Origin of the sequence: Streptomyces sp. NPDC048420 (genome assembly GCF_040651535.1) — a bacterium.
Lineage (GTDB): Bacteria > Actinomycetota > Actinomycetes > Streptomycetales > Streptomycetaceae > Streptomyces.
On sequence record NZ_JBEZKG010000002.1, the window covers coordinates 288,618 to 312,799 of the forward strand.

The following is a 24,182-nucleotide window of genomic DNA, read 5'->3' on the forward strand; positions in this document are numbered from 1 at the left end:
CCCCTCAGTCCTCGTCGGGCAGGACGACGTGCAGGGCCCAGGAGACGATCGAGATGATCAGGCCGCCCAGGACGGCGGTCCAGAAGCCCTCGACGTGGAAGCTCAGGTCGAGCTTGTCGGCGAGCCACGAGGTCAGCAGCAGCATCAGCGCGTTGACGATCAGCGTGAACAGGCCGAGCGTCAGGATGAACAGCGGGAAGGTCAGCAGCTTCACGACGGGCTTGACCAGGAAGTTCACCAGGCCGAACACCAGCGCGACGAGGATCAGCGTCCAGACCTTCTTGCCGGTGCTGTCACCGGTCAGGGTGATCTTGTCGAGCAGCCATACGGCGACCGCCAGAGCACCCGCGTTGGCGATCGTCTTGACTAGGAAATTCTTCATGTGTCTGATCGTGGCAGAAGAGATCGGTCACGGGTACGACGAGGGCGGACTAAGTCGATGAAGGCATTCCGGTTGGACGAACTGGAGGCGGAGCGCGCCGCCAACGACGGCGCCTACCTGCAGTTCCTGCGAGAGCGGAACATGTCGGTCGGCCTGTACGCGCTCGACGCGGGTGCGCAGGACCCGCAGCAGCCGCACAACCAGGACGAGGTCTATTTCGTGGTGAGCGGCCGCGCGGCGATCACCGTGGGCATGGAGACCACCCAGGTCGCGCGCGGCAGCGTGGTCTACGTGCCGGCCGGCGTCGCCCACAAGTTCCACCACATCAGCGAGGACCTCAGGGTCATGGTGGTCTTCTCTCCCCCGGAGAGCTGATCTGTGGTCTCGGGGATCCCTAGGGGTTCGGTCAGGGGAGGACAAGGGGTGCGAGGCCCCCGCGGGGGCACCTGTCGGCCCTAGCATCGAGAGCAGGACATTGGTGGATCCGGTACCAGAGGGACCGGACGGTGCCGGACTGCAGAGAGGTAAGGACGATGGGAGAGATCTTCGCGGGGATGCCGTGGTGGGTGAAGTGGATCGCGGTGCCGGTCATCGCCCTGGTCGTGTTCGGCGGACTGATAGCCACGGTCGTCGGCTTCGTCATCGGCCTGCTCTTCAAGCTGCTGGTCTTCGTCGCCCTGGTCGGTGGACTCGTCTACGTCGTACGGAAGTTCATGTCGAGTTCCTCGTCGCGCAGCGACTGGTGAGCGTCCGGAGCGAGCGGGGCGGCCGGTAACAGGAATCACCTGTTCCCTCGGGCGAGGGAAGTTTCCCGTATGGGCCGTATGCGTGCGGTGGCGGACCGTTAAAGTCCGGAATTCGACGCGGGGACGACCCCGCGGGCGGCGTACACCCCCTCCCGTGTTCCCCGCACGGGCTGCCCCCCTCGCGCTCCGGGAGTGACCCTTGGCCACGGTTGACACCGCACCCGTACAGGTTGACCCCTCACTCGTACAGTTCGATGCTCACTCGACGACGGCTCCCGCCCAGACGACGGCTTCGGCACGGCCCACGGCGCCTGCCCAGCCGGCGGCTTCCGTACGGCCGTCAGTACCCGTACGGACACCTGCTCCTGTACGGGCACCTGCCCCGGTACGGCCGACAGCGCCCGTGCAGAGGCATGCGGCGCCCCCCTCCGGGCAGCCCGAACAGACCCACTCGGCGACCCTCATCGGGTCCGTCCAGCGCGCTATGCGGCTCCTCGAATCCGTCGCGGAGCACGAGCAAGGTGCCCCTGCCAAACAACTCGCCCGTGAGACCGGGCTGGCGCTTCCCACGGCGTACCACCTGCTGCGCACCCTCGTGCACGAGGGCTATCTGCGTCGCGACAAGGGCCTGTTCTTCCTCGGTGAGGCGGCCGAGCGACTGAGCAGCAGTGGTGCCGAGCAGAAACGTCGCAGCACCGTCGCCGAGGCGCTCGCGCACTGGCGCGATCTGATCGGCGTACCGGTGTACTACGCGCAGTACAGGGGCGGCGAGATCGAGGTCCTCTGCGTCTCCGACACCCCGGGCATCCCGGCGGTCGAGGAGTGGGCCGACTTCCGCGAGACCGGGCACGCGCACGCCATCGGGCAGTGCCTGCTGGCCCAGCTCGACGAGGAGGCCCGGCGCGACCACCTCGACCGCTATCCCGTGCAGTCCATCACCCCGTACACCGTTCGCGACAGCCACAGCCTGCTCCGGCGTCTCGAACGGACCGCACGGATGGAGCCGGTGATCGAGCGTCAGGAGTACGCGCTGGGGACAGTGTGCGCCGCGATTCCGATCACGGTGGGTAACGCGGCGGCGACCATGGCCATTTCCCTTCCCGTCCATCAGGCGGAGCGGTTGCTGGCCGCAACCCAGCAACTGCAAGAGGAAATCGGGCGTCTGATGGGCTCGCTCGCGATCTCTATCAGTATCTGAAAACTAACTTCTTGTGATCTGCCGTGCACTTTCAGCAAGATGCCACCAGTGTCAGAGGGATCATTCCCGGCCAACTAAGGCAGATGACGGGGTAGGCGATGCGCGAGACCGTACAGGCAGAGGTCATGATGAGCTTTCTCGTGTCGGAGGAGCTCTCCTTCCGCATCCCGGTGGAGCTGCGCTACGAGACCTGCGATCCCTACGCCGTCCGGCTGACCTTCCATCTGCCGGGCGACGCCCCGGTGACCTGGGCCTTCGGGCGGGAGCTGCTGATCGACGGGGTGGGCCGGCCCTGTGGCGAGGGTGACGTACGGGTCTCGCCCTCCGGCCCCGACCTGCTGGGCGATGTGCTGATCAGGCTTCAGGTGGGCGGCGACCAGGCGCTGTTCCGCTCGTCCACGGCGCCGATCATCGCCTTCCTCGACCGCACCGACAAGCTGGTCCCGCTCGGGCAGGAGGCGGCGTTGGCCGACTTCGACACCCACCTCGACGAGGCGCTGGACCGGATCCTGGCGGAGGAGCAGAGCGCGGGCTGACGCGGTGGGGTAGCGAGGTGGCGGAACGCTTCGTCTTGGAGTGGGAGGGTGCAGGAACGCTTCTGCTGCGTGGCGGGTTACCGGGCGCGTGGACTGTGGAGCCGTAGGTGTGCCGGACCGAACGACCAGGTCCCGCGCAGATGGAGGCGCACGGATGCGGCGCGGGCCAGCGTGCCTGCAGGCCGTGCTTCCGTGCCGCGAGCCGGTTTCCTCTCGGAGCCGGGAGCCGACAGCCCTGGCCCGGCGACCTCTCTCAGCGCCTGCGCCGCCGACCCTTTCCGCCCCGGGCCGGAGCCGGTCGGTTGCCGGCTGTCCCCGCGCTCGCGCTCGTTGCCGGTACGGGCGCACCACCCGCCGCCGCCCCCGCTCCGGCCGTCTCCGTCCCCGGCCGGTCGGCAGAGACCACCAGCGCCGCGAGGACCGTGGTGACCGGAACCGAGGCGACCAGGCCGATCGAGCCGATCAGTGTGCGCACGATCTCCTCCGCCACCAACTCGCTGTTGGCGACCGTCCCCACGCTGGACTGGGCGATGGAGAAGAGCAGCAACAGCGGCAGCGCGGCGCCCGCGTAGGCGAGGACGAGCGTGTTGACCACGGACGCGATGTGGTCGCGGCCGATGCGGATACCCGCGCGGTACAGCCCGCGCCAGCCCATCGTCGGGTTGGCCTCGTGCAGCTCCCAGACCGCCGACGTCTGCGTGACCGTCACGTCGTCCAGGACACCGAGCGAGCCGATGATGACACCGGCGAGCAGCAGACCGCTCATGTCGATCGACGGGTACAGCCCGTGGATGAGCCCGGTGTTGTCGTCCGTGTTGCCGGTGAGCGCGGCCCAGCCGATGAACAGCGAGCCGAGGACGCCGATCAGCACCAGGGAGATCAGCGTGCCGAGTACCGCCACGGAGGTTCTGGCCGAGAGGCCGTGGCACATGTAGAGGGCGATCAGCATGATGGCGCTCGACCCGATCACCGCCACGAGCAGCGGGTTCGAGCCCTGCAGGATCGCCGGCAGGACGAAGAAGTTCAGCAGCAGGAAGCTGACGGCCAGTGCGACCAGTGCCATGACACCGCGCATCCGACCGACGACCACGACGGCGAGTGCGAAGATGCCGGCGAGCAGGCCCATCGGGAACCTGCGATTCACGTCGGTGACCGAGTACTGCAGGTCCTTGGGCGCCGAGGGCTCGTACGCGACCACGACCTTCTCGCCCTCGTGCAGCTGCCGCGACTGGTCCGGCTGCACGATCTCCGTGAAGGTACGGCCCTTGTCGTCGCCGGTGTCGACCCGGATCGTCGCCTTCTTGCAGGTGCCGTTCGCCTGCTGCTCGGCGGAGGAGCCCTCGGCAGTGGAGGTGTCCCCGGTCGGGGTCTCCCCGGAGGCGTTCACCGACTTGCAGCTGACGCTCACGACCTTGCTGACGGTGGCCTGCTGGGTCTGCCGGTCGAAGCCGACGCCGGTGCGTTCGTGCGCCGGAGCACCACCGGGCCAGAGCACGACGAGCCCCACCACGACGGCCGCGCCGAAGGGGATCAGGATCGCCGCGATGACCTTGCGAAGGTGCTTGGAGACGGGAGCCGCCGGGCCGTGGCTGTGGGAGTGACCGTGGCCACCACCACCTGATCCGTGGCCGCGGTCACGGCTGCCGCCACTGCCTGATCCGCGGTCGTGGCCGCCACCGCCGGAACCGTCGCCGGATTCATGGCCGTGGTCGTGACCGTCACCACCGCCCGATCCATGACCGTGCCCGTGCCCGTGCCCGTGCCCGTCGCCGGCGCCGTGCCCGTGCCCGTCGGAGCCTTGGCCGTGACCCCCGCCGACACCGGTCCCGTACTCGTGGCGGTGTCCGCCGTCGACCTCGTGCCCCCGGTCGCGCCCCTGCCCGTGCCCGAAGGCATCCCAGCCACCGGTATCAGACCCGCTGGTACGGCTGTCACCGCCGCCGGGCCTGCTTCTGGGCAGACCGCCTGGACCATGGCCCGAAGCAGTACCGGGGCCGTCGCCGGGGCCGCTTCCGTAGCCCGGGCGGCGCGGAGGCTCGGGAGGCGGGTACGGAGGCTGATGCGTCGTGTCCACCGACCGATCATCGCAAGAACGACAGGGGCCCTCTGTTCACCGCGCCCGAATTGCCGCTAGCGTGGTGGCACCTTTGTACACGCGGGAGCTCGGAGCACCGGGCTGAGAGGGCGCTGACCTCCGTCCCAGCGATGTTTCACGTGGAACGTCACGTCAAGCAAGTGACGTTCCCCACGAAACGTCGACAGACGGAAACCGCTGCGTCGACCGCCGAACCTGTTACCGGGTAATGCCGGCGTAGGGAGTAGGTCTCATGACCATCAAGGACGCGCGCACGCCTGCCTCCGAGCAGCACGTCGACCAGCTCGACGAGGAGGCCGGGAAGTCCATCGGCTGGCACAAGGCGTATGTCGAGGGCTCGCGCCCCGATCTGCGGGTGCCGGTCCGCCAGGTGCACCTCACCAACGGGAAGTCGGTCACGCTGTACGACACGTCGGGCCCGTACACCGATCCCCTCACCGAGACCGACGTCCGCCGGGGCCTCGTGCCGCTGAGGGAGAACTGGATCGTCGCCCGCGGGGACACCGAGGAGTACGCGGGACGTCCCGTGCGCCCCGAGGACGACGGGATCAAGCACACCGCACCGCGCGGTGGCCTGCGCAACCTCGACGCGGTGTTCCCGGGGCGGCCACGCCAACCGCGCCGCAGTCGTGACGGCAACGCGGTCACTCAGCTCGCGTACGCACGCCGTGGTGAGATCACACCGGAGATGGAGTACGTGGCCATCCGGGAGAACGTCGAGCCCGAGGTGGTCCGTGAGGAGATCGCCGCGGGCCGCGCGGTGCTGCCGGCGAACGTGAACCACCCGGAGATCGAGCCGATGATCATCGGCAAGCGGTTCCTGGTGAAGGTCAACGCCAACATCGGGAACTCGGCGGTCACCTCCTCCATCGAGGAGGAGGTCGAGAAGATGACCTGGGCGACCCGCTGGGGCGCCGACACGGTCATGGACCTGTCCACCGGCCGCAACATCCACACCACCCGTGAGTGGGTGCTGCGCAACTCCCCCGTCCCCATCGGCACGGTGCCGCTCTACCAGGCGCTGGAGAAGGTCGACGGCCGCGCCGAGGAGCTGACCTGGGAGATCTACAAGGACACGGTCCTCGAACAGGCCGAGCAGGGCGTGGACTACATGACGGTCCACGCGGGCGTGCGTCTGCCGTACGTCCCCCTGACGGCGAACCGCAAGACCGGCATCGTCTCGCGCGGCGGCTCGATCATGGCGGCCTGGTGCCTGGCGCACCACAAGGAGTCGTTCCTCTACGAGAACTTCGAGGAGCTCTGCGAGATCCTCGCCGCCTACGACGTCACGTACTCCCTCGGCGACGGTCTGCGGCCGGGGTCGATCGCGGACGCCAACGACGAGGCGCAGTTCGCGGAGTTGCGCACACTCGGGGAACTCAACACGATCGCCAAGCGTTTCAACGTACAGACCATGATCGAGGGCCCGGGACACGTCCCGATGCACAAGATCAAGGAGAACATCGACCTTCAGCAGGAGATCTGCGATGAAGCTCCGTTCTATACGCTCGGCCCGCTGACCACCGACGTCGCGCCGGCCTACGACCACATCACCTCCGGTATCGGCGCCGCGATGATCGCCTGGTGGGGCACGGCGATGCTCTGCTACGTCACGCCCAAGGAGCACCTGGGCCTGCCCAACCGGGACGACGTCAAGACCGGTGTCATCACCTACAAGATCGCCGCCCACGCGGCCGACCTCGCCAAGGGACACCCGGGCGCCCAGGAATGGGACGACGCTCTCTCCGACGCCCGCTTCGAGTTCCGCTGGGAGGACCAGTTCAACCTCGCCCTGGACCCGGACACGGCCCGCGAGTTCCACGACGAGACCCTCCCGGCCGAACCGGCCAAGACGGCCCACTTCTGCTCCATGTGTGGCCCGAAGTTCTGCTCGATGAAGATCAGCCAAAGCATCACAGAGCGGTTCGGCGGTACGGCTGCTGCGGGGGCGACGGCTGAGGAGGTCGCGGAGGGGATGTTGCAGAAGTCGAAGGAGTTCGCGGCTAGCGGCAATCGCGTGTACCTGCCGCTGGCGGACTGACGTCCGTCGATTGGCGCTGTCCCGGAGCGTGGGTGCCTTCGGGACAGCCACGGCGTGCGTTCGGGGATGAGATGAGGGGGGTGGCGGAGTCTTGATCGTTCTGAAGGCGACGTCCGAGGCGCAGTCGCTGGTGTGGGACGGCGATGATCTGGTCGACGTGGTGGGTGGTGGCCGCCGATGGGGTCCTGATGGCGTGGAGCAGCGTGCCACGGTGCGCCACGCGTTTCCCTTCGACCGAAGCGTCGTCTCCCTGTCCGGTCGCTACTCCGTTGTCTATGCCGAGCGTGGTACCAAGGCACTGCTGTTCGATGGTGATCGGCTCGTCCGTGAGCTGAACCGCAGCTACTACCAAGCTGATGCCTTCGACTATCCGGTGGCCCTCGGGGCGTTGCCGGACGGCCGTGAGGTTCTGGTCCACTGTCCGGAGGAGTACAACGTCCTCGAGATCGAGGATGCGGAGTCGGGAGAGCGGCTCACCAGTGGTGAACGTCATCCCAAGGACGTCTTCCACTCGCGGCTGGCGGTGAGCCCGGGCGGGACACACCTGCTGTCGGCCGGCTGGCTGTGGCATCCGTATGGGGTCGTCGAAGTCTTCGACCTGGCCAGTGCGTTGACCGACCCCGCTGTGCTCGATGGCCGTGGCGTGCTGCCCTTGGACCCGGGCATCGACGCGGAGGTCGTCTCGGCCTGCTGGCTCGATGGTGACCACCTGGCTGTGGCGACCGGGGAGGAGTTTCTCGACGACGAGGAGACGCCTGCCCTGGGCCCACGGCAGTTGGGCGTGTGGTCGCTCTCCGCAAGGCGGTGGATCCATCGCAGCAGAGTCGATTTCAACATCGGCACTCTGATAGCCCGGGGCGACACGGTCGTCTCGCTGTACGGGCATCCGCGGCTGATCGATGTCACGACGGGCGCCGTGGTGGCGGAATGGCCCACCGTGGAGGTATCCCGGAGAGAAGGCAGCTACGGGGTCACGCACATTCCGACGCCCGTTGCCGCCCTGCACCCGGATGGCACCCGCCTGGCCATAGCCCAGCCGGAGAGCATCGCGATCATCGCTCTTCCGGAAAGAAAGGAATCACAACTGCCCACTCAGGACTGAAGCTGCGCTCGATGATGAAGATCTGCCAGGACATCCGCCGTCGCCATGTGTATCTGCCGATCACCGACTGACGCAGGCGAATCGCCGACCGGCGCAGGCGACTTGTCGGCGGACGCAGGCGAACCGTACGCGGGTGGCCAGCGGCCGAGTCTTCGGCTTGCGCTCCCCATGGTGGGGGCGCAAGCCGAGGGGCTGTGCCGGGTGTCACTCCGGCTGGTGTTCCGGCCCCCCGAAGTCCGGGCTGGTGTAGTCCGGGCTGGTGAAACTCGGCCGGGCACCGGAGGCTCCGTCGTCCGGGCTGCTGAAGCCCGGGCGGTCGTAGCCGAGGCTGGGCATCCGGCTGGTCGGTGCGGGCGGTGCCGTGTGGTGCAGTGCGGCGGTGCCGGGGTCGGCCAGGGCCTCCTTGAGGAAGGGGAGGATGCCGCGTTCCAGCAGGGCTTCGCGCCAGGTGTCCCTGGCCCGTGCCACCTCCCCGCTGAGCCCGCCGTAGCCCGCGTCCGACGAGGGCCGGTTGCGCAGGGCGGTGAGCAGCAGGCCCACGGCGGCGACCAGGATCGCGGCCGCGGTCAGGGCGCCGAACACCCAACCGATGGTGATCATGGCGTGGGCGAACGCCGGCGGCGGGCTGAGCATCTGGAGGATGTAACCCACGAGCAGGAAGATCGCCGCTGCGATTCCGGCGAGGACAGGTGTGAGGACTGCGGCGACGGCGACGGCGCCCGCACCGGCGGTCTCAGCGACCTCTCCCATGGTGGTGGCGAGCCCCATCGCTCCCGTGCCCGACTCGGCGGGGCCGGGTTCGTGCACGGACGACAGGGTGGACGGCGCCGGACGGCGCTGTTCCTCGCGGACCTTCACGTAGTGCTGGTACTCGGTCGCCGCGGCCGCCGTGATGAGTGCGGTGGCGTTCAGCGCCATGGTGCGCAGCTGTTCGGGATTCAGCCGCTGTCCGACAGCGGCCAGTTCGGGACGGTGTGGTGCGGAGCGCAGCGCCTCATCGAGGATCCGCTCGTACTCCTGGCGGTCCTCGCTGTGCAGGTGCTGCGGAACGCTGTTCATGTGCATCCCCCGATGCTCCGTAGGGCTTGGGGCTCGCATGCCAACGAGCCGTCGGGCAGAAACGGAGGGGAGCCTGCTACGGATAAGCAGATGGTAGAGCGGCGACGGCACAGGGTGACAGGGGGTTTCCAGAAATTGCCCTCTGGCCTGCGCGGTCTCCGGTCAGTCCGTCATAGGGGAACGACTGCCCTGTGAACGTTCAGATATCCAGGGGCAGTTGCTGGACCAGCAGTTTTCCGGCCATGGTCACCCCACCGTCCATCGCGATGGCCAGTCCGTCGGCGTAGACATGCGGTCCCTCGACCACCGGACCTGATTCGTCCTCGCCGTCCTCGGAGCCCACTTCGCCGAGCAGATAGGGAATCGGGCTGTGCCCGTGAACGATGCGGGTGCCGCCGTACATGTCGAGCAGCGAGCGCACATGGTCGGCGCCGCCTTCGTCGCGGAAGGAGAAGCGCTTGGTGAACTTGCGGAACAGATCCCACACCTCGTCCGCGTCGTTGCGCGTGAGGGTCTCGCGGACGGTGTCGTTGACCGCCTCGATCGAGTCGCCGTAGTCGAGGTAGGCGGTGGTGTCGGAGTGCACGAGCAGATGCCCGTCGACCTCCTCGACGGCGTCAAGCCGTGACATCCACTGCAGGTGGTGGTCCTGGAGGCGGTCCATGTCGGTCTTCTGCCCGCCGTTGAGCAGCCAGGCCGCCTGGAAGGTGGCGGTGCCCGCGCCGGAGTTGACGGGGGTGTCGCCGAACCGCTTGGCGCCGATCAGCAGCAGTTCGTGGTTGCCCATGAGGGCCTTGCAGTAGCCGCCGGCCGCGGCGGCCTCCGCGGACAGGCGCATCACGAGGTCGATGACGCCGATGCCGTCGGGGCCGCGGTCGGTGAAGTCGCCGAGGAACCACAGCCGGGCGGTGCCCGCGCACCAGTTGCCCGCCGCGTCGACGAGGCCCTGCTCCTGGAGCGCGGCCGTCAGCTCGTCGAGATAGCCGTGGACGTCTCCGACGACGAACAGCGGACCGGGGCCGTCCTCCGGCTGCACCGAGGGGTCCGTGGCCGCCTGGAGTCCGTCACCGTGGTGGATGACGGGCAGGTCCTGCTCGGTGGGGGTGTACCCCTCCGGGTACGCCTCCTCATGCGCCGGCACGACGTCGCCGGGGTGCGTGCTGTGGCCGTAGGGACCGGTCTCGTTGACGTACGCGGGCACCCGGAAGTCGCGCAGCACCGCACCGCGCTCCACCTCGGGTCCCTGACCGGCCCCCTGAGTCATCAGACCCCTCCACCATCGCGCCGCATCTGCACCGCTTCGGACTGCCTGGTCGCAGCGGCCCGCGGTGTCGTGGGCCCATCATAGGAATGCGGATCGCGCCATGTGATGACCCAGGGGTGGTGAATCGAAGCAAGACTCCTGTTCACCGCGGCATTCGCCCCGATTGGGCCGGGCTTCGACCCCTGCCCGGCCGCCTTCCGCTACTCCTCCTCGGGCGACCGCGGCGGGCTGACCGTCGTGCGCGGGGCCCGCCGCTGGGACGAGGTGCGCACGATCAGCTCCGTCGGTATCACCTGCTCGACCGGTTGGTCCGATTCGACCCCCTCGATGGCATCGATGAGGAGCTGGATCACGGCCGTGCCGATGCGGCGCGGCTTCAGGGAGAGCGTGGTGACCGGCGGCTCGGTGCTGGCGTACACGGTGGACTCGCTGCAGCAGACGATCAGCAGGTCGTCGGGGACGCGCAGTCCGTAGCGGCGGGCGGCGGCGAGCAGGTCGGTGCCGTTGGGGTCGAACAGCCCGTAGACGGCGTCCGGTCGGTCGGGGCGGGCGAGCAGCCGGTCGGCGGCGACGGCGCCCGCGCACGGATCGTGCGCCGGGTAGGCCTCGTAGACCGGATCCTGGCCCACCCGCTCGCACCAGCGCAGATACGCGGTGGTGGACAGATGGGTGTAGGTGTCCGTCGTCGTCCCGGTCAGCAGGCCGATGCGGCGGGCGCCGGCGTCGGCCAGATGGTCGAGGATGCCGAGTACGGCGGCCTCGTGGTCGTTGTCGACCCAGGCGGTGACCGGGAGCGCGCCGGCCGGGCGGCCGTCGGAGACCACCGGTAAACCCTGCCGGACCAGCTCGCTGACGACCGGGTCCTGGTCGGACGGGTCGATGACCACGGTGCCGTCCAGGGCGACGTTCGACCACACGTCGTGGCGCGAGGTCGCGGGCAGGATGACGAGGGCGTAGCCGCGGGCGAGCGCGGCCGAGGTGGCGGCCCGCGCCATTTCGGCGAAGTACGCGAACTCGGTGAAGGTGAAAGGTTCATCCCCGTACGTCGTCACGGTCAGGCCGATGAGTCCCGACTTGCCGGTACGGAGGGTTCTGGCCGCGGCCGAGGGCCGGTAGCCCAGTCGGTCGGCGACCTCTCTGACGTGGCGGCGGGTGGCGTCCGGGAGCCTGCCCTTGCCGTTCAGGGCATCGGAGACGGTCGTGATGGAGACTCCGGCGGCGGCGGCCACGTCTCTGATGCCCGCCCGGCCCGGCCGACTTCCTCGACGTGAGGTTTCCGCGCGGCTCACCTGGTGCTTCCCTGCTGCTGTCATGGCGAGCCGATAGTAGGGCTCATGCGGTGGGGTAGGGCGGACGCATATGCACGCGTTGACAGGCACGTTTCTGCAAGGTCATCTAAGGTCAACTACCTGTGAAACAAAGTCAGTTAAACGATCCAATGGCACTACGTAACTTGTCGGCACGCATGGGCCTGCCAAGTCCCCGATGTTTCGAAGAGGTCTCAACTCACCTTCACGGGTGACGCGCGCCACGGCGCGAGCTACAGGCGCATAGATATATGTGACCGCGCCCCCCGATTCGCCTGACTTCGTACGGCGATGCCCGTGATGCCAGTGGGACTGATGAGGTTGGTTCTCACCTGTACGCAGCGGAGCCCAATCCTCATAAGGTGAGCAGTATTGAAAGCCGCTGCCAGAGTCGGTGGTCATGAGGAGGACTGCGGTGAGCGAGACGAGCCCCAAGCTGCGCGCCGAGCTGGAGGGTATTCCCACCTACAAGCCGGGCAAGCCGGCCGCGGCGGGCGGTCCGGTGGCCTACAAGCTGTCCTCCAACGAGAACCCGTATCCGCCGCTGCCGGGCGTCCTGGAGACGGTGTCGGCCGCGGTCTCCTCCTTCAACCGCTACCCGGACATGGCCTGCACGGGCCTGATGAACGAACTGTCCGAGCGCTTCGGCGTCCCGCTCTCCCACCTGGCCACCGGCACCGGCTCGGTCGGCGTCGCCCAGCAGCTGATCCAGGCGACCTCGGGGCCGGGCGACGAGGTGATCTACGCGTGGCGGTCCTTCGAGGCGTACCCGATCATCACGCAGATCAGCGGTGCCACCTCGGTGAAGGTGCCGCTGACCGAGGGCGATGTGCACGACCTGGACGCCATGGCCGACGCCATCACCGAGCGGACCCGGCTGATCTTCGTCTGCAACCCCAACAACCCGACCGGCACGGTCGTGAAGCGGGCCGAGTTGGAACGGTTCCTCGACCGGGTGCCGAGCGACGTCCTGGTGGTCCTCGACGAGGCCTACCGTGAGTTCATCCGCGACCCCGAGGTACCGGACGGCGTGGAGCTGTACCGCACCCGCCCGAACGTCTGTGTGCTGCGCACCTTCTCCAAGGCGTACGGCCTCGCGGGCCTCCGGGTCGGCTTCGCGATCGCCCACGAACCGGTGGCCGCGGCGCTGCGCAAGACGGCGGTGCCCTTCGGGGTGAGCCAGGTCGCGCAGGAGGCGGCGATCGCCTCGCTGCGGGCCGAGGACGAACTGTTTGGCCGGGTCGGCTCGCTGGTCTGCGAGCGCAACCGGGTGGTGGAGGGGCTGCGGGCCCAGGGCTGGACGGTGCCCGAGACCCAGGCCAACTTCGTGTGGCTGCGGCTGGGGGAGCGCACGGTCGACTTCGCGGCGGCGTGCGAGCAGCACAGCGTGGTCGTACGTCCGTTCCCGGGTGAGGGTGTGCGGGTCACGGTCGGCGAGAGCGAGGCGAACGACATCTTCCTGAAGGTGGCGGAGGCCTTCCGCAAGGAGCTCTAGCTCACACCGGCCGCGCGTTCGCGCAGGTCAGAACGTTTCGGCACAGGGGTCCCGGCGGTAATCGGGACCCCCCTTCGTTTATCGAAAGCAGGTGCGGCATACTAGCTTGTGAATGTGAACGCTTTCACAAGCGGACGCTTCGCAAGCATTTGTTCCACAAGCCTGTGAGGTAAGGAGCGGCGACGTGGACCTGGCTCTGGCGCCGGAGACCCTGGCGCGCTGGCAGTTCGGCATCACCACCGTCTACCACTTCCTGTTCGTCCCCCTGACGATCTCCCTGGCCGCCCTCACGGCCGGCCTCCAGACCGCCTGGGTGCGTACGGAGAACGAGAAGTACCTCAGGGCCACCAAGTTCTGGGGCAAGCTCTTCCTGATCAACATCGCGATGGGTGTGGTCACCGGCATCGTGCAGGAGTTCCAGTTCGGCATGAACTGGTCCGACTACTCGCGCTTCGTCGGCGATGTCTTCGGTGCCCCGCTCGCCTTCGAGGCCCTGATCGCCTTCTTCTTCGAGTCGACCTTCATCGGCCTGTGGATCTTCGGCTGGGACAAGCTGCCCAAGAAGATCCACCTGGCCTGCATCTGGATGGTCTCGATCGGCACGATCCTGTCGGCGTACTTCATCCTCGCGGCCAACTCCTGGATGCAGCACCCGGTCGGCTACCGGATCAACAAGGCGAAGGGCCGCGCCGAGCTCACCGACTTCTGGGCGGTGCTGACCCAGAACACCACGCTCGCCCAGGTTTTCCACACCATGTCGGCCACCTTCCTGACCGGTGGCGCCTTCATGGTCGGCATCGCGGCCTTCCACCTGTTCCGCAAGGAGCACATCCCCGTGATGAAGACCTCGCTGCGGCTCGGCCTGGTCACCGTGGTCATCGCCGGCATGTTCACCGCCATCAGCGGTGACACCCTCGGCAAGGTCATGTTCAAGCAGCAGCCGATGAAGATGGCGGCCGCCGAGGCCCTGTGGGACGGACAGGACTCCGCACCCTTCTCGATCTTCGCCTACGGCGACGTGGAGAAGGGCCACAACACCGTGGCCATCGAGATCCCCGGCCTGCTGTCCTTCCTCGCCAACGACGACTTCACCTCGTACGTCCCCGGCATCAACGACGTCAACAAGGCCGAGCAGCAGAAGTACGGGCCCGGCGACTACCGGCCCAACATCCCCGTCACCTTCTGGGCGTTCCGCTGGATGATCGGCTTCGGCATGGCGTCCTTCGCCATCGGACTTGCCGGACTCTGGCTGACCCGCAAGAAGTTCATGCTGCCGCAGCACCTGCGGGTCGGCGAGGACGAGGTGCCGAACCTGGTCCTCTTCAAGAACAAGGCGCTCAGCCCCAAGCTCGGCAGGCTCTACTGGCTGGTGGCGATCTGGACCCTGGGCTTCCCGCTGATCGCCAACTCCTGGGGCTGGATCTTCACCGAGATGGGCCGTCAGCCCTGGGTCGTCTACGGCGTCCTGCAGACCCGGCACGCGGTCTCCCCCGGTGTCTCCCAGGCCGAGATCCTCATCTCGATGATCACCTTCACGACCCTGTACGCCATCCTCGCCGTCGTCGAGGTCAAGCTGCTCGTGAAGTACATCAAGGCAGGCCCGCCCGAGCTCACGGAGGCCGACCTCAACCCGCCCACGAAGATCGGCGGCGACGCCCGTGACGCCGACAAGCCGATGGCCTTCTCGTACTAGGCCTCGCTGCTAGGCCAAGGGAGCTCAAGTCATGGAACTTCACGACGTCTGGTTCGTGCTCATCGCCGTCCTGTGGACCGGCTACTTCTTCCTGGAGGGCTTCGACTTCGGGGTCGGCGTCCTCACCAAACTGCTCGCCCGCAACCGGGTCGAGAAGCGTGTCCTGATCAACACCATCGGTCCCGTCTGGGACGGCAACGAGGTGTGGCTGCTGACCGCGGGCGGGGCGACCTTCGCCGCGTTCCCCGAGTGGTACGCCACCCTCTTCTCCGGGTTCTACCTGCCGCTCCTGGTCATCCTGGTCTGCCTGATCGTCCGGGGTGTCGCCTTCGAGTACCGCGCCAAGCGGCCCGAGGAGAACTGGCAGCGCAACTGGGAGACCGCGATCTTCTGGACCTCGCTCATCCCCGCGTTCCTGTGGGGCGTCGCCTTCGGCAACATCGTGCACGGCGTGAAGATCGACCGGGACTTCAACTACGTCGGCGGCCTCTGGGATCTGTTCAGCGCGTACGCCCTGCTCGGCGGAGTGGTGACGCTGACCCTGTTCACCTTCCACGGCACGGTGTTCACCGCGCTCAAGACGGTCGGGGAGATCCGGGAGCGGGCACGGAAGCTGGCGCTTCGGGTCGGTGTGGTGACGGCTGCGGCGGCGCTGGTCTTCCTGCTGTGGACCCAGGTTGACAAGGGCGACGGCAAGAGCCTCGTGGCGATGGTCGTGGCGGTTGCCGCGCTGCTCGCCGCCCTGGTGGCCAACCAGGCCGGCCGCGAGGGATGGTCGTTCGCCCTGTCCGGCGTCACCATCGTGGCCGCGGTCGCCATGCTCTTCCTGTCGCTGTTCCCGAACGTCATGCCGTCCACGCTGAACGAGGACTGGAGCCTGACGGTCACCAACGCCTCGTCCAGTCCGTACACCTTGAAGATCATGACCTGGTGTGCCGGTATCGCCACACCGATCGTCCTCCTCTACCAGAGCTGGACCTACTGGGTGTTCCGCAAGCGCATCGGCACCCACCACATCGCTGAAGCCGCGCACTGAGGTGTGTTTCACGTGAAACCAATCGATCCGCGTCTGCTCCGGTACGCCCGCGCCACCCGCCTGTTCATGGCGGCGGTCGTCGGCCTGGGTGTCGTCGGAGCGGCGCTGGTCATCGCTCAGGCGATGCTCATCGCCGAAGTGGTGGTCGGCGCCTTCCAGCACGGTCTGTCGGCGGGGAGTCTCCGCACTCCCCTGCTGCTGTTGGCCGCGGTCGCCTGCGGACGCGCTCTCGTCTCCTGGCTCACCGAACTTGCGGCGCACCGCGCGAGCGCCGCGGTGAAGTCGGAGCTGCGTGGGCGGTTGCTGGAGCGTGCCGTGGCCCTCGGACCCGGGTGGCTGAGCGGGCAGCGCACGGGGTCGCTGGTCGCCCTTGCCACCAGGGGAGTCGACGCCCTGGACGACTACTTCTCCCGCTATCTCCCGCAGTTGGGCCTCGCGGTGGTCGTGCCGGTGGCGGTGCTGGCTCGGATCGTGACCGAGGACTGGGTCTCGGCGGCCATCATCGTCGGGACCTTGCCTCTCATCCCCGTCTTCATGGTGCTGATCGGCTGGGCCACCCAGTCCCGGATGGACCGTCAGTGGCTGCTGCTGTCCCGTCTGTCGGGGCACTTCCTGGACGTCGTCGCGGGGCTGCCGACCCTGAAGGTGTTCGGCCGGGCCAAGGCGCAGGCCGAGTCGATCAAGCGCATCACCGGCGAGTACCGCCAGGCGACCATGCGGACGCTGCGGATCGCCTTCATCTCCTCCTTCGCCCTGGAGCTGCTGTCCACGCTCTCGGTGGCGCTGGTCGCCGTGACCATCGGGATGCGGCTCGTGCACGGCGAGATGCATCTCTACGACGGCCTGGTCATCCTCATCCTGGCCCCCGAGGCCTATCTGCCGCTCCGGCAGGTCGGCGCCCAGTACCACGCGGCGGCGGAGGGGCTGGCCGCTGCCGAGGAGATCTTCACGGTCCTGGAGACGCCGGTGCCGACGCCCGGTACCGCCGCGGTGCCCGCGGGCGCGCTGGCCTTCGAGCAGGTCACGGTCAGGTACCCCGGGCGGGCCGGGGACGCCGTCACAGATGTGTCCTTCGACGTCGCTCCCGGGGAGACGGTCGCGTTGGTCGGGCCCAGCGGCGCGGGCAAGTCGACGCTGCTGAAGGTTCTGCTGGGCTTTGTACGGCCGGCTGAGGGGCGGGTGCGGATCGGGGGAGCCGATCTCGCCGAGCTCGACCTGGACGAGTGGCGATCGCACATCGCATGGGTGCCGCAGCGGCCGCAGCTGTTCGCCGGGACGATCACGGAGAACGTACGGCTCGCCCGGCCCGACGCCGACGAGGCGGCCGTACGCCAGGCGTTGGGGGACGCGGGGGCGCTGGAGTTCGTGGACGCACTGCCCCAGGGGGCCGACACCGTGCTCGGTGAGGACGGGGCCGGACTGTCGGCCGGGCAGCGGCAACGGCTGGCGCTGGCGCGGGCGTTCCTCGCGGATCGGCCGGTGCTGCTCCTCGACGAGCCGACGGCGGCGCTCGACGGAGCGACCGAGGCGGAGGTCATGACGGCGGTACGGCGCCTGGCGGCCGGGCGGACTGTGCTCCTCGTGGTGCACCGTCCGGCGCTGCTGGTGGTCGCGGACCGGGTGGTGCGGCTGGCGGAACCAGTGGCTCAGGCACCGGTGAAGGGTACGGCCAGGACGTCCGAGCCCCAGGTGGTGACCGGTGCCGCCGCGCCGGTCGAGTCAGGGGCGGTCGAGGTGCCGTCGGACCGGCGCAGCCCTCTCGCCCGCGTCCGGGCCATGTCCGGCCCCCGGCGCGGCCGGCTCGCTCTCGCGCTGCTGCTCGGCAGCCTCGCGCTCGGCAGCGCCGTGGGGCTGATGGCCACCTCGGGGTGGCTGATCTCGCGGGCCTCGCAGCAGCCGCCTGTGCTGTATCTGATGGTGGCCGTCACCGCGACCAGGGCTTTCGGGATCGGGCGGGCCGTCTTCCGGTACGCGGAGCGGCTGGTGTCGCACGACGCCGTGCTGCGGATGCTCGCCGACACGCGGGTCGCCGTCTACCGCCGGCTGGAGCGGCTGGCACCCGCCGGTCTGCGGACGGCTCGCCGGGGTGATCTGCTCTCGCGGCTGGTCTCCGACGTGGACGCGCTGCAGGACTACTGGCTGCGCTGGCTGCTGCCCGCCGGTGCCGCGGTCGTGGTCTCGGCGGCCTCCGTGGGCTTCACGGCCTGGCTGCTGCCCGAGGCGGGTGCCGTTCTCGCCGTGGGCCTGCTGGCCGCCGGTGCCGGTGTCCCGCTCGTCAGCGGTGCAGTGGCCCGCCGGGCCGAACGCAGGCTCGCCCCCGCCCGGGGAGCGCTGGCGACCCGAGTGACCGATCTGCTCACCGGGACCGCTGAACTGACGGTCGCCGGGGCCCTGCCCGCCCGTACCGCGGAGGCGCGGCGGGCCGACGGCGTCCTCACCCGGATCGCCTCGCGCACGGCGACGGCCACCGCCCTCGGCGACGGACTCACCGCCCTGATCTGCGGTCTGACCGTGACGGCCACCGCCCTCGTCGGCGCCCAGGCGGTCGCCGCCGGGCGACTGGGCGGGGTCACCATGGCCGTCGTGGTCCTCACCCCGCTGGCCGCCTTCGAGGCGGTGCTCGGGCTGCCGCTCGCCGTGCAGTACCGCCAGCGGGTGCGCAGGAGCGCGGAGCGGGTGTACGAGGTGCTGGACGCTCCCGAGCCCGTACGGGAGCCGGAGCAGCCGCGACAGGCCCCGGCCTCGCCCTTCCCGGTGGTTCTCAAGGCACTGGCCGCGCGGCACGAGGGTCAGGAGCGGGACGCCCTCACCGGGCTCGACCTGACCCTGCACCAGGGCCGCCGGGTCGCCGTGGTCGGCGCGTCCGGCTCCGGCAAGACGACGCTCGCGCAGGTGCTGCTGCGCTTCCTGGACACGGACGGCGGCACCTACAGCCTGGGTGGCGTGGACGCCCACGGGCTGGCGAGCGACGACGTACGGCGGCTGGTGGGGCTGTGCGCGCAGGACGCGCACCTCTTCGACAGCTCGGTGCGCGAGAACCTGCTCCTCGCGAAGAAGGACGCGAGCGAGGACGAGCTGCGGGAGACGCTCAGCCGGGCCCGGCTGCTCGACTGGGCGGAAAGCCTGCCCGACGGACTCGACACCCTCGTCGGCGAGCACGGGGCATGGCTGTCCGGGGGGCAACGGCAGCGCCTCGCGCTGGCCCGGGCGCTGCTCGCCGACTTCCCGGTCCTCGTCCTGGACGAGCCCGCCGAGCACCTCGACCTGCCCACCGCGGACGCGCTCACCGCCGATCTCCTGGCCGCCACCGAGGGCCGTACGACACTCCTCATCACGCACCGGCTGGCGGGACTCGACTCGGTGGACGAGGTGGTCGTGCTCGACGAGGGGCGGGTCGTGCAGCGGGGTTCCTACGCGGAGTTGGTGGCCGTGCGGGGGCCGTTGCGGGGGATGGCCGAGCGGGAGGCGGAGTCGGAGCTGTTGGTGGCGGCGGGCTGAGACCGGGCGGCTCCGCGTCGGCCGAACTGGCCGGACGGCTGCGGCAGCTGCTCTCCCCAACGCCTTCCGGCACGCTCGGGCTCCCGGATCGATGTCGTCGTCGACGCGACCGCCACCCGGCCGTTCCGGTGTACGGCTGACCGTCGCGGACGACGGCAGCACGACGACCGTGGGGCAGGCACCGCACTGACCCGTCCGCAGCAACGCGTCCCCCGGCCGTACGACTTGAACAGGACCGCGCCCGGCAGGCCGGGACAGGATCGCTGACATGCGATCACTTCGCCGTCATCCGCTGCTCGTTCCGGTGCTGCTGTGCGCGTGCGCGGTGCTGGCGGCCCGGCCCGCGGATTCCGCGGACGACAATGTGGGCCTCCGCAAGGACGGTGATCCGGGGATCAGCGCGCAGGTGGCGCGGCTGTACCAGGACGCGGCCCTGGCGACGCAGCGGTACGAGGCGGGCCGCCAGGAGGCGGAGGTGCAGCGGGCGCAGGTGCTGCGCTTCGAGGCACTGCTCGACCGGGAGCGACGGGAGATCGCCGTCCTGCACGAGGAACTCGGCCGTATCGCCCGGGCCCAGTACCGCGACGGCGGCGGTCTTCCGCTCACCGCGCAGATCATGCTCGCCTCCGACACCAGTGAGTTGATGCGGGGTGAGCACGTCTTCTCCCGGAGGACGGCGGCCGTGAACAACGCGGTCGACAAGAGCCGTCGGGCCGAGGCACGGCTCGCGGCGGACGAGGCGAAGGCCGCTGCGGCCTGGCAGAAGCTGGAGAAGCGGAGCGCCGAACTCGCCGCGCTGAAACAGGACATCGAGCAGAAGCTCGAAGCGGCCCGTTGGCAGTTGCAGGGTCAGGCCGACGCCTCCGTCGCGGCCGGTGCGTGCCGGGGCGCCGTACGACTGGACCAGCCGCAGCAGGCGACGGCGGGTGCATGGGCCACACCGGTACAGGCGTACGAGCTGTCCGCGGGGTTCGGCAGTGGCGGGTCGCGGTGGGCGAACCGGCACACCGGGCAGGACTTCGCGGTGCCGATCGGCACACCGGTCCAGGCGGTGGGCGCGGGCCGTGTGGTGCGGGTCTCCTGCGGCGGCCCCTTCGGCATCGAGATCGTGATCGAGCACCCCGGCGACTACTACACGCAGTACGCCCATCTCGCAGCCGTCGGCGTCGACCAGGGGGAGAGCGTCGTACCCGGCCAGGTGATCGGGCAGTCGGGGACGAGCGGCAACTCGACCGGACCGCATCTGCACTTCGAGGTGCGGGTCACGCCGGAACTGGGTTCGGCGGTGGATCCCGTGCCATGGCTGGCGGCACGAGGAGTCCCCCTCGGCTAGCGCTCCGCCAGCATCCGCTCGATCACGACTGCCACTCCGTCGTCGTTGTTGGCGACGGTTCGGCCCGAGGCCGCCGCGATCACGTCCGGGTGGGCATTGCCCATCGCGTACGACTGTCCCGCCCAGGTCAGCATCTCGACGTCGTTGGGCATGTCCCCGAACGCGACGACCTCCTCGTGCGAGATACCGCGTTCGGCACAGCACAGGGCGAGCGTGCTCGCCTTGGAGACACCGGGGCCGCTGATCTCCAGCAGGGCGCTGGGGCTGGACCGGGTGACGTTGGCACGGTCGCCGATGGTCAGCCGGGAGAGCGTGAGGAAGGCGTCCGGGTCGATCGAGGGGTGGTAGGCGAGGATCTTCAGCACCGGCTCGTCGGCACCGGGGCCGTCCTCGGCGAGCAGCTGCTCGGCCGGGGCGAGGTTGTCCGGGATCTCCATGTGCAGCTTGGGATAGTCCGGCTCCTGGTGGAAGCCGTACGTCTGCTCCACCGCGTAGACCGTGCCGGGCGCCGCATCGCGCAGCAGTCGTACGGCGTCCAGGGCGTTGTCCCGGGCCAGTTCGCGCACCTTCACGAACCGGTGGGCGCCCGGGCCGCCGTGCAGGTCGACGACCGCGGCGCCGTTGCCGCAGATGGCGAGACCGTGGCCGTGGACGTGGTCGCTGACGACGTCCATCCAGCGGGCCGGGCGGCCGGTGACGAAGAAGACCTCGATGCCCGCCTCCTCGGCGGCGGCGAGGGCCGCGACCGTGCGCGGGGACACCGACTTGTCGTCGCGCAGCAGAGTGCCGTCGAGGTCGGTGGCGATCAGGCGCGGCGGTATGTCGGCGGCCGGGGTCTCGGGCTGTCGAGTCGCTGAGGTCACCCGCCCATTCTCCCGCATATGCGTGCACGACCGTGCGGGCGCCCGCACGGGTGAGACATAGATGACGCGTGGCCGCCCCCACCTGTCCCTGTACCGCTGTCTCAGCCCAGCTGTGCCGGTGCCTCCATGGCGATCTGCTCGAAGACCTTCTCGTCCGCGGCGAAGTCCGAGTCGGGGATCGGCCAGTGGATCACGATCTCCGTGAAGCCGAGCTCCCGGTGGCGGCCCGCGAAGTCGACGAAGGCGTCTAGGGATTCCAGCGGACGGCCGCGGTCCGGGGTGAAGCCGGTGAGCAGGATCTTGTCGAGCTCATTGACGTTCCGGCCAAGGGCCGCGCAGGCGTCGGTGAGCCTGTCGACCTGGCCGCCGAGGGCCTGGAGGGACTGCTGGGGCGTGCCGTTCTCGTACAGCTTCGGGTCGCCGGTGGTCACCCATGCCTGGCCGTGGCGTGCGGCGAGCTTCAGGCCGCGCGGCCCGGTGGCGGCCACCGCGAACGGGAGCCGGGGCCGCTGGAGGCAGCCGGGGATGTTGCGGGCCTCGTGCGCCGAGTAGAAGTCGCCCTCGTAGGACACCGAGTCCTCCGACAGCAGGCGGTCGAGCAGCGGAACGAACTCGGCGAGCCGGTCGGCGCGCTCACGGGGTGTCCAGGGCTCGTGGCCGAGCGCGGTGGCGTCGAAGCCGGTGCCCCCGGCACCGATACCGAGGGTGACCCGGCCGCCGGAGATGTCGTCGAGGGTGATGAGTTCCTTGGCGAGGGTCACCGGGTGCCGGAAGTTCGGCGAACCCACTCCGTGCTCATACCTTCGGTCACATGCGACGACCCAGGCCCCACGAGCCGACCATAACCCCAGGTGAGCCTGCGGCTCTCTACTGCCGGATACCCCCGGCGGACGACGACGACCAGACCGGCGTGGATCGGCAGGAACGTATCTGCAGGGACCGAGTGAGGAAGTTCTGTGCCCCAGGGTACGTTCCAGCCTGCCCGTACCGCATCCCCGCAGACGAGCTCCCGGTTCGACGCCGGCGAGGGCTCTGGTCTGCCCATGCCACCCCACCACGTGGAGGCGGAGCAGGCCGTCCTCGGCGCCTGCATGTACAGCGCGGCGGCTGTTGACGCCGTCCGCCCGATTCTGCAGGCCGCCGACTTCTACCGCCCGGCGCACGCCGACATCTGGCGCTCCGTGCTCTCTCTGCGCGACGAGGACTCGCCCACCGACCCCATCGCGCTCGGCGAGGAGCTCGGGCGGATCGGTGCGCTTGCCCGCGTCGGCGGCGCCGCCTACCTCCACACACTCGCCAGTGCGACGCCGGGGCCGGGCAACTGCGACTACTACGCCGAGATCGTGCGCGAGAAGGCGGAGCTGCGCCGCCTGCAGGCGGTAGCAGTGCAGACCCTTGCAGAAGAGCGGCGCCGAGGGCGCCGACCCCGACCGGATACGCGCGCAGTTGCAGAGCGCCCTCGACACCGATGCCGGCCGAGGGGTGTCCGGTAGCGGCAGGCTCGGCCGGTTCGCTGTCGACGGTTGGGGCTTCGTCACCGAATACGGCGCCCAAGTACCGCCGATCTGGGGCACACCCGAGCAGACCGGGTGGGCGAGCGGCGAGAGCATGATGCTGGTCGGCCCGCCGGGAGTCGGCAAGAGCACCATCGCGCACCAGCTCGTCATGGCCAGGCTCGGCTTCCGGAGGCTGGTGCTCGGCATGCCGGTCACCGAGGGAAGGCGCGTGCTGTACCTCGCGATGGACCGGCCGCCGCAGATCGCCCGCGCTCTGCGCCGCCTGGTACGGCCGGTCGACGAGGAGATCCTCCGGGATCGTCTGGTGGTCTGGGCGGGGCCGCTGCCGACCACGCTCGACCGTGAGCCGAACCTCCTCGCCGAACTTGCCGCCCACCACGACGCCGACACCGTGGTCATCGACAGCATCAAGGACATCGTCGGCAAGCTCACCGACGACGAGGCCGTCGGCGCGTACAACCGCGCCCGGCAGCAGCTTCTCCGCTCCGGAGCGGAGAAGCTGGAGCTGCACCACCAGTGCAAGGCCACGGCCGACGCCAAGCCGGGCGGACGCCCGACCCTGGACAGGGTGTACGGCACCACCTGGTTCACTGCCGGCGCGGGCAGCGTGATGATCCTCAGCGGGGGAGCGGGCAACACCGTGGTCGAACTCCACCACGCCAAGACGGTGACCGGGGAGCCGGACCCCAGCGCCAAGGACCAGGAGAAGGCGCGACGGGTGCTCAAGGGCCTGTACGAGGCCGAGCAGGCCACCAAGGATCAGGAGCCCGGCGGTAGCCGTCAGGTGCGGTATCGGGCCAGGGCGCGGCACATGGTCGCCGTCTCCTGATGAATCGGGACTCCACGGACGGGAGCCACGGCACCGGACCGGCGGCTCACGCGATCACTCACGGGCCGCCCTCCAGTGAACGCCCCACACATCCCTCACACGGCTCACGCTGCCGAAGAAAGTGCAGGTCAGAAGCTCACGTAGGCCCGCACACAGCTCACACCACCGGTCACTCACGCGCGGTCCCC

The 24,182-nt window shown here is 69.3% G+C and carries 19 protein-coding genes, 1 pseudogene and 1 riboswitch; of the genes and pseudogenes, 13 read left to right on the forward strand and 7 right to left on the reverse strand.

All coding sequences use genetic code 11. The annotated features are described in order from the left end of the window. Positions 1-4: 4 nt before the first annotated feature. A complete protein-coding gene (locus tag AB0D34_RS04040; protein WP_356105533.1) occupies positions 5-382 on the reverse strand; it encodes a phage holin family protein in 378 nt (125 codons plus the stop codon). A 57-nt stretch (positions 383-439) separates the two neighbouring features. Between AB0D34_RS04040 and AB0D34_RS04045 the strand changes: the two genes are divergently transcribed. The 4 genes from AB0D34_RS04045 (at position 440) to AB0D34_RS04060 (ending at position 2,862) form a co-directional block, all read left to right on the forward strand. Further along, on the forward strand, positions 440-757 hold the full coding sequence (locus AB0D34_RS04045; protein ID WP_028808005.1) for a cupin domain-containing protein: 318 nt from the start codon (positions 440-442) through the stop codon (positions 755-757). A 158-nt stretch (positions 758-915) separates the two neighbouring features. Then, a complete protein-coding gene (locus tag AB0D34_RS04050) occupies positions 916-1,128 on the forward strand; it encodes a DUF5326 family protein (RefSeq protein ID WP_020119530.1) in 213 nt (70 codons plus the stop codon). Between the two features lie 403 nt (positions 1,129-1,531). After that, complete coding sequence (locus AB0D34_RS04055; RefSeq protein WP_362656064.1) at positions 1,532-2,326, forward strand: helix-turn-helix domain-containing protein; 795 nt, start codon at positions 1,532-1,534, stop codon at positions 2,324-2,326. 98 nt (positions 2,327-2,424) lie between these two features. Further along, positions 2,425-2,862: an SsgA family sporulation/cell division regulator gene (locus tag AB0D34_RS04060; protein ID WP_362656067.1), complete on the forward strand. Its 438-nt coding sequence runs from the start codon at positions 2,425-2,427 to the stop codon at positions 2,860-2,862. Positions 2,863-3,115: 253 nt separating this feature from the next. Here AB0D34_RS04060 and AB0D34_RS04065 read toward each other — a convergent pair whose 3' ends face one another. Further along, the gene (locus AB0D34_RS04065) at positions 3,116-4,936 is read right to left on the reverse strand and encodes a YibE/F family protein (protein ID WP_362656070.1); all 1,821 of its coding nucleotides are present in this window, start codon (positions 4,934-4,936) and stop codon (positions 3,116-3,118) included. A 71-nt stretch (positions 4,937-5,007) separates the two neighbouring features. Beyond that, a riboswitch (TPP riboswitch) is annotated at positions 5,008-5,197 on the forward strand. On the opposite strand from AB0D34_RS04065, the gene thiC reads away from it, so the two are divergent. Next, positions 5,190-6,998, forward strand: a complete 1,809-nt coding sequence (thiC, locus tag AB0D34_RS04070) for a phosphomethylpyrimidine synthase ThiC (protein ID WP_362656073.1) — start codon at positions 5,190-5,192, stop codon at positions 6,996-6,998. (Overlaps the previous riboswitch by 8 nt.) Before the next feature lie 91 nt (positions 6,999-7,089). After that, on the forward strand, positions 7,090-8,100 hold the full coding sequence (locus AB0D34_RS04075; protein WP_362656076.1) for a hypothetical protein: 1,011 nt from the start codon (positions 7,090-7,092) through the stop codon (positions 8,098-8,100). 204 nt (positions 8,101-8,304) lie between these two features. On the opposite strand, the gene AB0D34_RS04080 is transcribed toward AB0D34_RS04075, so the two are convergent. From AB0D34_RS04080 to AB0D34_RS04090, 3 genes are all read right to left on the reverse strand, one after another. After that, a complete protein-coding gene (locus AB0D34_RS04080; RefSeq protein WP_362656079.1) occupies positions 8,305-9,165 on the reverse strand; it encodes a hypothetical protein in 861 nt (286 codons plus the stop codon). Between the two features lie 193 nt (positions 9,166-9,358). Further along, positions 9,359-10,423 carry a metallophosphoesterase gene (locus tag AB0D34_RS04085; RefSeq protein WP_362656082.1) on the reverse strand — a complete coding sequence of 355 codons (1,065 nt, stop codon included), beginning with the start codon at positions 10,421-10,423 and terminating at the stop codon, positions 9,359-9,361. Between the two features lie 200 nt (positions 10,424-10,623). Beyond that, entirely contained in the window at positions 10,624-11,736 is a 1,113-nt protein-coding gene (locus AB0D34_RS04090; protein WP_078959685.1) for a LacI family DNA-binding transcriptional regulator, read from the reverse strand. A 409-nt stretch (positions 11,737-12,145) separates the two neighbouring features. On the opposite strand from AB0D34_RS04090, the gene hisC reads away from it, so the two are divergent. The 5 genes from hisC to AB0D34_RS04115 all read left to right on the forward strand — a co-directional run bounded on the left by hisC (position 12,146) and on the right by AB0D34_RS04115 (position 20,785). Then, complete coding sequence (hisC, locus tag AB0D34_RS04095) at positions 12,146-13,225, forward strand: histidinol-phosphate transaminase (protein ID WP_362656085.1); 1,080 nt, start codon at positions 12,146-12,148, stop codon at positions 13,223-13,225. A 184-nt stretch (positions 13,226-13,409) separates the two neighbouring features. Then, positions 13,410-14,918 (forward strand): cytochrome ubiquinol oxidase subunit I, encoded by a 1,509-nt coding sequence (locus AB0D34_RS04100; RefSeq protein WP_362656086.1) that lies wholly within the window; start codon positions 13,410-13,412, stop codon positions 14,916-14,918. Positions 14,919-14,949: 31 nt separating this feature from the next. Continuing rightward, on the forward strand, positions 14,950-15,954 hold the full coding sequence (gene cydB / locus AB0D34_RS04105) for a cytochrome d ubiquinol oxidase subunit II (RefSeq protein WP_362656089.1): 1,005 nt from the start codon (positions 14,950-14,952) through the stop codon (positions 15,952-15,954). A gap of 12 nt (positions 15,955-15,966) precedes the next feature. Then, a complete protein-coding gene (gene cydD, locus AB0D34_RS04110) occupies positions 15,967-19,452 on the forward strand; it encodes a thiol reductant ABC exporter subunit CydD (protein ID WP_362656092.1) in 3,486 nt (1,161 codons plus the stop codon). Between the two features lie 268 nt (positions 19,453-19,720). Beyond that, positions 19,721-20,785 (forward strand): M23 family metallopeptidase, encoded by a 1,065-nt coding sequence (locus AB0D34_RS04115; protein ID WP_362656095.1) that lies wholly within the window; start codon positions 19,721-19,723, stop codon positions 20,783-20,785. Here AB0D34_RS04115 and AB0D34_RS04120 read toward each other — a convergent pair. Both AB0D34_RS04120 and AB0D34_RS04125 read right to left on the reverse strand, forming a co-directional pair. Continuing rightward, entirely contained in the window at positions 20,782-21,666 is an 885-nt protein-coding gene (locus AB0D34_RS04120) for a Cof-type HAD-IIB family hydrolase (RefSeq protein ID WP_362656098.1), read from the reverse strand. The two genes, AB0D34_RS04115 and AB0D34_RS04120, sit on opposite strands and share 4 nt — an antisense overlap. An 83-nt stretch (positions 21,667-21,749) precedes the next feature. Beyond that, positions 21,750-22,430, reverse strand: a pseudogene (locus AB0D34_RS04125) (LLM class flavin-dependent oxidoreductase); the annotation flags it as partial. 261 nt (positions 22,431-22,691) lie between these two features. Here AB0D34_RS04125 and AB0D34_RS04130 point away from each other — a divergent pair. Beyond that, positions 22,692-23,141, forward strand: coding sequence for a DnaB-like helicase N-terminal domain-containing protein (locus AB0D34_RS04130; protein WP_362656101.1), 450 nt, complete (start codon positions 22,692-22,694; stop codon positions 23,139-23,141). Further along, on the forward strand, positions 23,044-23,994 hold the full coding sequence (locus tag AB0D34_RS04135) for an AAA family ATPase (RefSeq protein ID WP_362656104.1): 951 nt from the start codon (positions 23,044-23,046) through the stop codon (positions 23,992-23,994). Before AB0D34_RS04130 ends, AB0D34_RS04135 begins: the two co-directional genes overlap by 98 nt. Positions 23,995-24,182: the final 188 nt, after the last annotated feature.

Coding starts and splice junctions, on each gene's coding strand:
- AB0D34_RS04040 (WP_356105533.1), bottom strand. CDS start 382: ATGAAGAATTTCCTAGTCAAGACGATCGCCAACGCGGGTGCTCTGGCG.
- AB0D34_RS04085 (WP_362656082.1), bottom strand. CDS start 10,423: ATGACTCAGGGGGCCGGTCAGGGACCCGAGGTGGAGCGCGGTGCGGTG.
- thiC (WP_362656073.1), top strand. CDS start 5,190: ATGACCATCAAGGACGCGCGCACGCCTGCCTCCGAGCAGCACGTCGAC.
- AB0D34_RS04060 (WP_362656067.1), top strand. CDS start 2,425: ATGCGCGAGACCGTACAGGCAGAGGTCATGATGAGCTTTCTCGTGTCG.
- AB0D34_RS04120 (WP_362656098.1), bottom strand. CDS start 21,666: ATGCGGGAGAATGGGCGGGTGACCTCAGCGACTCGACAGCCCGAGACC.
- AB0D34_RS04090 (WP_078959685.1), bottom strand. CDS start 11,736: ATGACAGCAGCAGGGAAGCACCAGGTGAGCCGCGCGGAAACCTCACGT.
- AB0D34_RS04080 (WP_362656079.1), bottom strand. CDS start 9,165: ATGCACATGAACAGCGTTCCGCAGCACCTGCACAGCGAGGACCGCCAG.
- AB0D34_RS04115 (WP_362656095.1), top strand. CDS start 19,721: ATGCGATCACTTCGCCGTCATCCGCTGCTCGTTCCGGTGCTGCTGTGC.
- AB0D34_RS04050 (WP_020119530.1), top strand. CDS start 916: ATGGGAGAGATCTTCGCGGGGATGCCGTGGTGGGTGAAGTGGATCGCG.
- cydB (WP_362656089.1), top strand. CDS start 14,950: ATGGAACTTCACGACGTCTGGTTCGTGCTCATCGCCGTCCTGTGGACC.
- AB0D34_RS04045 (WP_028808005.1), top strand. CDS start 440: ATGAAGGCATTCCGGTTGGACGAACTGGAGGCGGAGCGCGCCGCCAAC.
- AB0D34_RS04130 (WP_362656101.1), top strand. CDS start 22,692: ATGCCACCCCACCACGTGGAGGCGGAGCAGGCCGTCCTCGGCGCCTGC.